Source organism: Pseudomonas meliae (assembly GCF_001400515.1).
Lineage (GTDB): Bacteria > Pseudomonadota > Gammaproteobacteria > Pseudomonadales > Pseudomonadaceae > Aquipseudomonas > Aquipseudomonas amygdali.
Genome location: NZ_LJQT01000360.1, coordinates 1 through 4535 on the forward strand (window position 1 = coordinate 1; position 4535 = coordinate 4535).

At 57.9% G+C, this 4535-nt stretch carries 4 protein-coding genes and 2 pseudogenes; 4 read left to right on the forward strand and 2 right to left on the reverse strand.

What is annotated here, in order from left to right; all coding sequences use genetic code 11:
• Positions 1-45: 45 nt before the first annotated feature.
• On the reverse strand, positions 46-1113 hold the full coding sequence (locus ALO64_RS17145; protein ID WP_054991760.1) for an IS630-like element ISPsy32 family transposase: 1068 nt from the start codon (positions 1111-1113) through the stop codon (positions 46-48).
• A gap of 178 nt (positions 1114-1291) precedes the next feature.
• Here ALO64_RS17145 and ALO64_RS26890 point away from each other — a divergent pair.
• The 4 genes and pseudogenes from ALO64_RS26890 to ALO64_RS26565 form a co-directional block, all read left to right on the forward strand.
• Positions 1292-1633, forward strand: a pseudogene (locus ALO64_RS26890) (PAS domain-containing protein); the annotation flags it as partial.
• 159 nt (positions 1634-1792) lie between these two features.
• Positions 1793-2260, forward strand: a pseudogene (locus ALO64_RS26895) (methyl-accepting chemotaxis protein); the annotation flags it as partial.
• Entirely contained in the window at positions 2257-3744 is a 1488-nt protein-coding gene (locus ALO64_RS17155) for a chemotaxis protein CheW (RefSeq protein ID WP_044345574.1), read from the forward strand. The pseudogene ALO64_RS26895 and the gene ALO64_RS17155, both read left to right, overlap by 4 nt.
• A 55-nt stretch (positions 3745-3799) precedes the next feature.
• Entirely contained in the window at positions 3800-3925 is a 126-nt protein-coding gene (locus tag ALO64_RS26565) for a hypothetical protein (RefSeq protein ID WP_003315538.1), read from the forward strand.
• 71 nt (positions 3926-3996) lie between these two features.
• On the opposite strand, the gene ALO64_RS17160 is transcribed toward ALO64_RS26565, so the two are convergent.
• Positions 3997-4482 carry a GNAT family N-acetyltransferase gene (locus ALO64_RS17160; protein WP_044345576.1) on the reverse strand — a complete coding sequence of 162 codons (486 nt, stop codon included), beginning with the start codon at positions 4480-4482 and terminating at the stop codon, positions 3997-3999.
• Between the last annotated feature and the right edge of the window lie 53 nt (positions 4483-4535).

Here is a 4535-nt window from a genome sequence, read left to right on the forward strand (position 1 = left end):
CGACCCTGACAACTGGCTAGTGTGCCGTCTCAAAATTAACTTCTCTCATGCCCGCGTGGTCATTGCCGCGCGTGCTCGCTGTATTCTGTTCAAAATATCTTCTCCCTTAGCGTTCCAAACGTAGCGAGTCGGCTGGGCATTTCGCAGTGCCAGAAATGTGGTGATTGAGCTTTCCAATTCGCGAATCGAGCTGAAACTACCGTCGCGCAGGTATACCGTGATGTCCCGAAAGAAGCGCTCAACCATGTTCATCCACGAACTTGAGGTCGGGGTGAAATGCATATGGAAGCGCTTGTGCTTTTCGAGCCAGGCCTTCACTTTCGGATGTTTGTGCGTGGCGTAGTTGTCGACGATCAGGTGTAATTGAAGGTGCTTGGGCGTTTCCCGATTGATTTTCTTGAGGAAGTCCAGCCACTCCTGATGCCGGTGTTGGCGCTCGATAGAACTGATCAACCTCCCCTCAAGGTAATCGAGCGCAGTGAACAGGGTCACGGTGCCATGGCGAATGTAATCGTGCGATTGCGTGCGGATATGGCCGATGCCCAGAGGCAGTCCCGGCTGGGTACGCTCCAAGGCCTGAACCTGACTTTTTTCATCGCAGCACAGCACCAGGGCCTTGTCTGGCGGGTCCAGATACAACCCTATGACGTCCCAGAATTTCTCTTCGAAGTTGGGATCGTTGGACAGCTTGAACGTACGAGTCAGGTGCGGCTTTATGTCATTGGCAGCCCATATACGCTGGACGCTGGCCGGAGAAATACCCGCGACTTGCGCCATGCTTCGGCAGCTCCAGCGAGGCTGGCCAATACGAGGTTGAACCACTTGCTCAAGTACTCGAGCCATAGCGTCTGGCGGCAAGAATGACTTACGTCCGCGGCCAGGCTTATCGATCAAACCGTCTAGTCCCTGTTCTTGAAAACGCTTGCACCAAAGAGTGACTGAGCGAAGAGAGAATCCAACCAGACGGGCTATTTCAACCCTTGAACAACCTTGAGCAGCTAACAGTATGACCCTCGCGCGGCGACCGTCACGCTGACTGATGGTGGCTGATCGTGTGCGACGGCTGAGCTCGGCGCTTTCTTCAGGACTCAGGACGATATCTTGGGCGCTCATTTCTTCGCCTCCAACGGTGTAATCAACGAGCAAGCATAGACGATTTTACAGAGCATTTATTTTTGAGACAGTACACTACAACCCGATCTTCGACGCGCAGGGCAAACCTTACAAGATCGTCAAGTTCGCGCTCGACGTGACAGTTGCCAAGGAAACCAGCGTCGAGCACCACGGCAAGGTGAATGCAATCGACCGCGCCCAGGCCGTCATCGAGTTTGACATGGCCGGCAACATTATTACGGCCAACGCCAACTTCCTCAAAGCGCTGGGCTATGGCCTGCAGGAGATCAAGGGCCAGCATCACCGTATTTTCTGTGATGAGGAATATGTGCGTGGCACTGAATACCGGGAGTTCTGGCACGGGCTGGGGCAGGGCGAGTTCTATTCCGGACGCTTCATGCGCGTCAGCAAGTACGGGCAGAAAATCTGGATTCAGGCAACGTACAGCCCGATTTTAGACCATGACGGGCTGCCGTTCAAAGTGGTGAAATTCGCCACTGACATTACCCGTCAGGTCGAGATGGAGCAGGCGATAGAAGCCAAGACCCGCGCCATGGGCGAGTCGGTTAAAGCATTGATGAACGCCATTTCCTACGTGGCACAAAGCACCGAGACGGCCACCGATCTGGCCAGAATGACGCGTGAGCAGGCCAGTACCGGTTCGCAGACTCTGGTCAAGGCGTCCGATGCGATGGGCATGATCGCCAAGTCGGCCGAGGGCATTCAGGACATCATCCAGGTGATCAGCGAGATCGCCAGTCAGACCAACATGCTGGCCTTCAACGCCGCTATCGAGGCGGCCAGGGCTGGCGAGCACGGCCTGGGCTTCTCGGTGGTGGCCGATGAAGTGCGCAAGCTGGCCGAGAAGTCCTCGCGTGCGACCAAGGAAATCAACAAGCTGATCCTCGAAACAGTCAGCCGGATCGAGTCGGGCAACGAGATTTCGCGCAGTGCCGGCGAAGCCTTCGAACACATCGTGGAAGGCGTGATGCAGACGACTCAGGCAATCGACGGGATCAACACCGCGACCGAGAAACAACGCTTGTCGGCGCAGGAAGTGGAAACACTGATCGTGGAGCTGCATGAAGCCAACCTGACCGGCTACACCGAAACTCTGAACAAGGTATCCATCGGACAACCTGCATGAGCGGCCTGAATGCCTACGGTGTCGTGCAGATCAATGGCGTTTATCTGGCGGTGGTTGCCGAAGCGCTGATGGAGGCCGTGCACTGGCCTGCCGACCTGTACCCCCATCCGCTGACTCGCGGTGCGTTGCGCGGTGTGTTTACCTTGCGCGGCAAACCGGTGCCTTTGGTAGACCTGCGAGGCCAGTTGGCGGAGGGCGGCGATACGTCGTCGCCCACGCCGCTGGTCGCGATTCTCAAGTACGGCGGTGGCTACCTGGGGCTGGCGATTGATGCGGTATGCGACATTCTCAAGGCCCGCGACTCTCAATTCAGCCCGCTGGGCCCTGGCGGCACCAGTGTCGGGTTGCTGCCATCACTGCTGCTGGGCGCAGAAGAATCGCGGATGATCTACAAGCTCGACCTGGGTTTTCTGAGTAGCTTGCCAGGCGTACTGTTTGCTGCTGATCCGAGCGCGCAGGTGCTCAAGGAAGAAGCGCTCGCGGCCAAGAATCGTTTGCTGCATTACCTGGTGTTCGAGTGTGACGGTCGCAACTTCTGTATCGATGCGAGCGTCGTGACCGAACTGGTGGATAATCCTGAAATTTCGGCGTCGGACTTTGCCAGTGACTGCTGCTTTGGCGTTACGTCGGTGCGTGGCACCAAGGTCCCGGCGCTCAATCTGTCCGAAGTCCTTGGTCTGGACCATAAACGCCAGACCTCCAAGCCGCAGTTGTTGCTATTGACGGCTCCGGACGGTCGGGTATGCGGGTTTGGTTACGACCGCATGGTCGCCATCCAGCGTCAGGACCCGGGCAGCCTTCTGGCGGCACCGGGTTACGGCCTGCCGCATCCTGAACTGCTGGCCGGGGTCATGAACCTGGAGGAGGGGCAACAGGCATTGTTGCTGGATCATCCAATGCTGTTGCAGCGCCCGGAAGTCAAAAGCTACACCCAGGTTTACCAGCACGACGTCAAACCTGCACAAGCCTCGCACGATGTGACCAAGGCGATGTTGCGCCATGCCTGTCTGCTGTTTGACGCACCGACCCGCTTCGTCGCGCCGTTGAGTCAGATCGTCGAGATCATGAGCGTGCCGCAACAGCTGATCGGTTTGTCGCAACCGGCGACGCACCTGCTAGGGCAATTCAATCTGCGTGGCGAGCAAGTGCCGCTGATCTGCCTGAGCAGCCTGCTGGGCGAGGGGGCGCAAACCCCGTGTGAAGCGTCCCGTGTCCTGATCGTGCGTGGCGAGCGCCTGTGCTTCGGTTTTGCCGTGAGCCGGGTCGATGCGATCGACGCGTTCAATCAGTTCGACCCGGCCATGCTGGAACAAGGCTGGCAAGCCAGTACTGGCAAGGGCATTTCGGTCAATGACCGGGTCCGCTCGCTGGTCAGCGTCGGCAGTCAGGAGCGCAGTTGGCGTGCGACCCTGCTTGATCTGCAGGGCCTGGCTCGACAGTTGGAATGCAACGTTGATCAGCGCCGCACTGTGCAATCAGTCTGAACCGAATGCTCCGCGCGTGGCCTTATTTGAGTGTTCACCAGCGGAGTCAACGACCATGACTGACAAGAAAGACGAGAAAAAACCGGAACCGCAAAGCGACGTGCCCGCGCACTCGACGCCCGAAGAAAAGGAACGCCTGAAAGACTTCAACAAGGACGGCATCCCGCCTGGGGTTTGCTGACCGCTGTTGAATGCTTTTCTTAAACGCCCGGCCCACACAGGCCGGGCGTTTTCGTGTCAGGCCTTTGTGCTTCAATCGCCGCCTTTGGCGAAGTCCAGCAGCCCGGCACCCTCCATCCGGTAGCGAACCCATTCACTTTGCGGCGCAGCGCCGATCGCTTCGTAGAACTTGATGGCTGGCTCGTTCCAGTCCAGCACGCTCCACTCCAGGCGACCACAATCGTTGGCTACCGCTTCGCGAGCGATATGTCGAAGCAGTGCGCGTCCGGCGCCGATGCTGCGCTTCTCAGGAGTGATGTACAGGTCTTCCAGATACACGCCGTTGCGTCCCAGCCAGGTCGAGTAACTGTAGAAATAAACGGCATAGCCAATGGGCTGGCCGTCATGCAGGCACATCAGCTCCCTGGCCGGTGCGTTGTCGGCGAACAGGCTGCGTTGAATGTCGTTGGTACTGGCCTTGACCTCATGCCCTGCGCGTTCATAGATGGCAAGTTCGGTAATGAACGTCAGAATCTGACTGGCATCAGAGGCAGTGGCTGGACGGATTTCGAGGGACACGGAGGGCGTACGGGATGCTCGTGGCAAATGCTGCCTCGCGAGTTTCCGCATTA

Excerpts from the sequence above, each read along its gene's own strand:
- ALO64_RS17155 (WP_044345574.1), top strand. The coding sequence starts at position 2,257 with ATGAGCGGCCTGAATGCCTACGGTGTCGTGCAGATCAATGGCGTTTAT.
- ALO64_RS26565 (WP_003315538.1), top strand. The coding sequence starts at position 3,800 with ATGACTGACAAGAAAGACGAGAAAAAACCGGAACCGCAAAGCGACGTG.
- ALO64_RS17145 (WP_054991760.1), bottom strand. The coding sequence starts at position 1,113 with ATGAGCGCCCAAGATATCGTCCTGAGTCCTGAAGAAAGCGCCGAGCTC.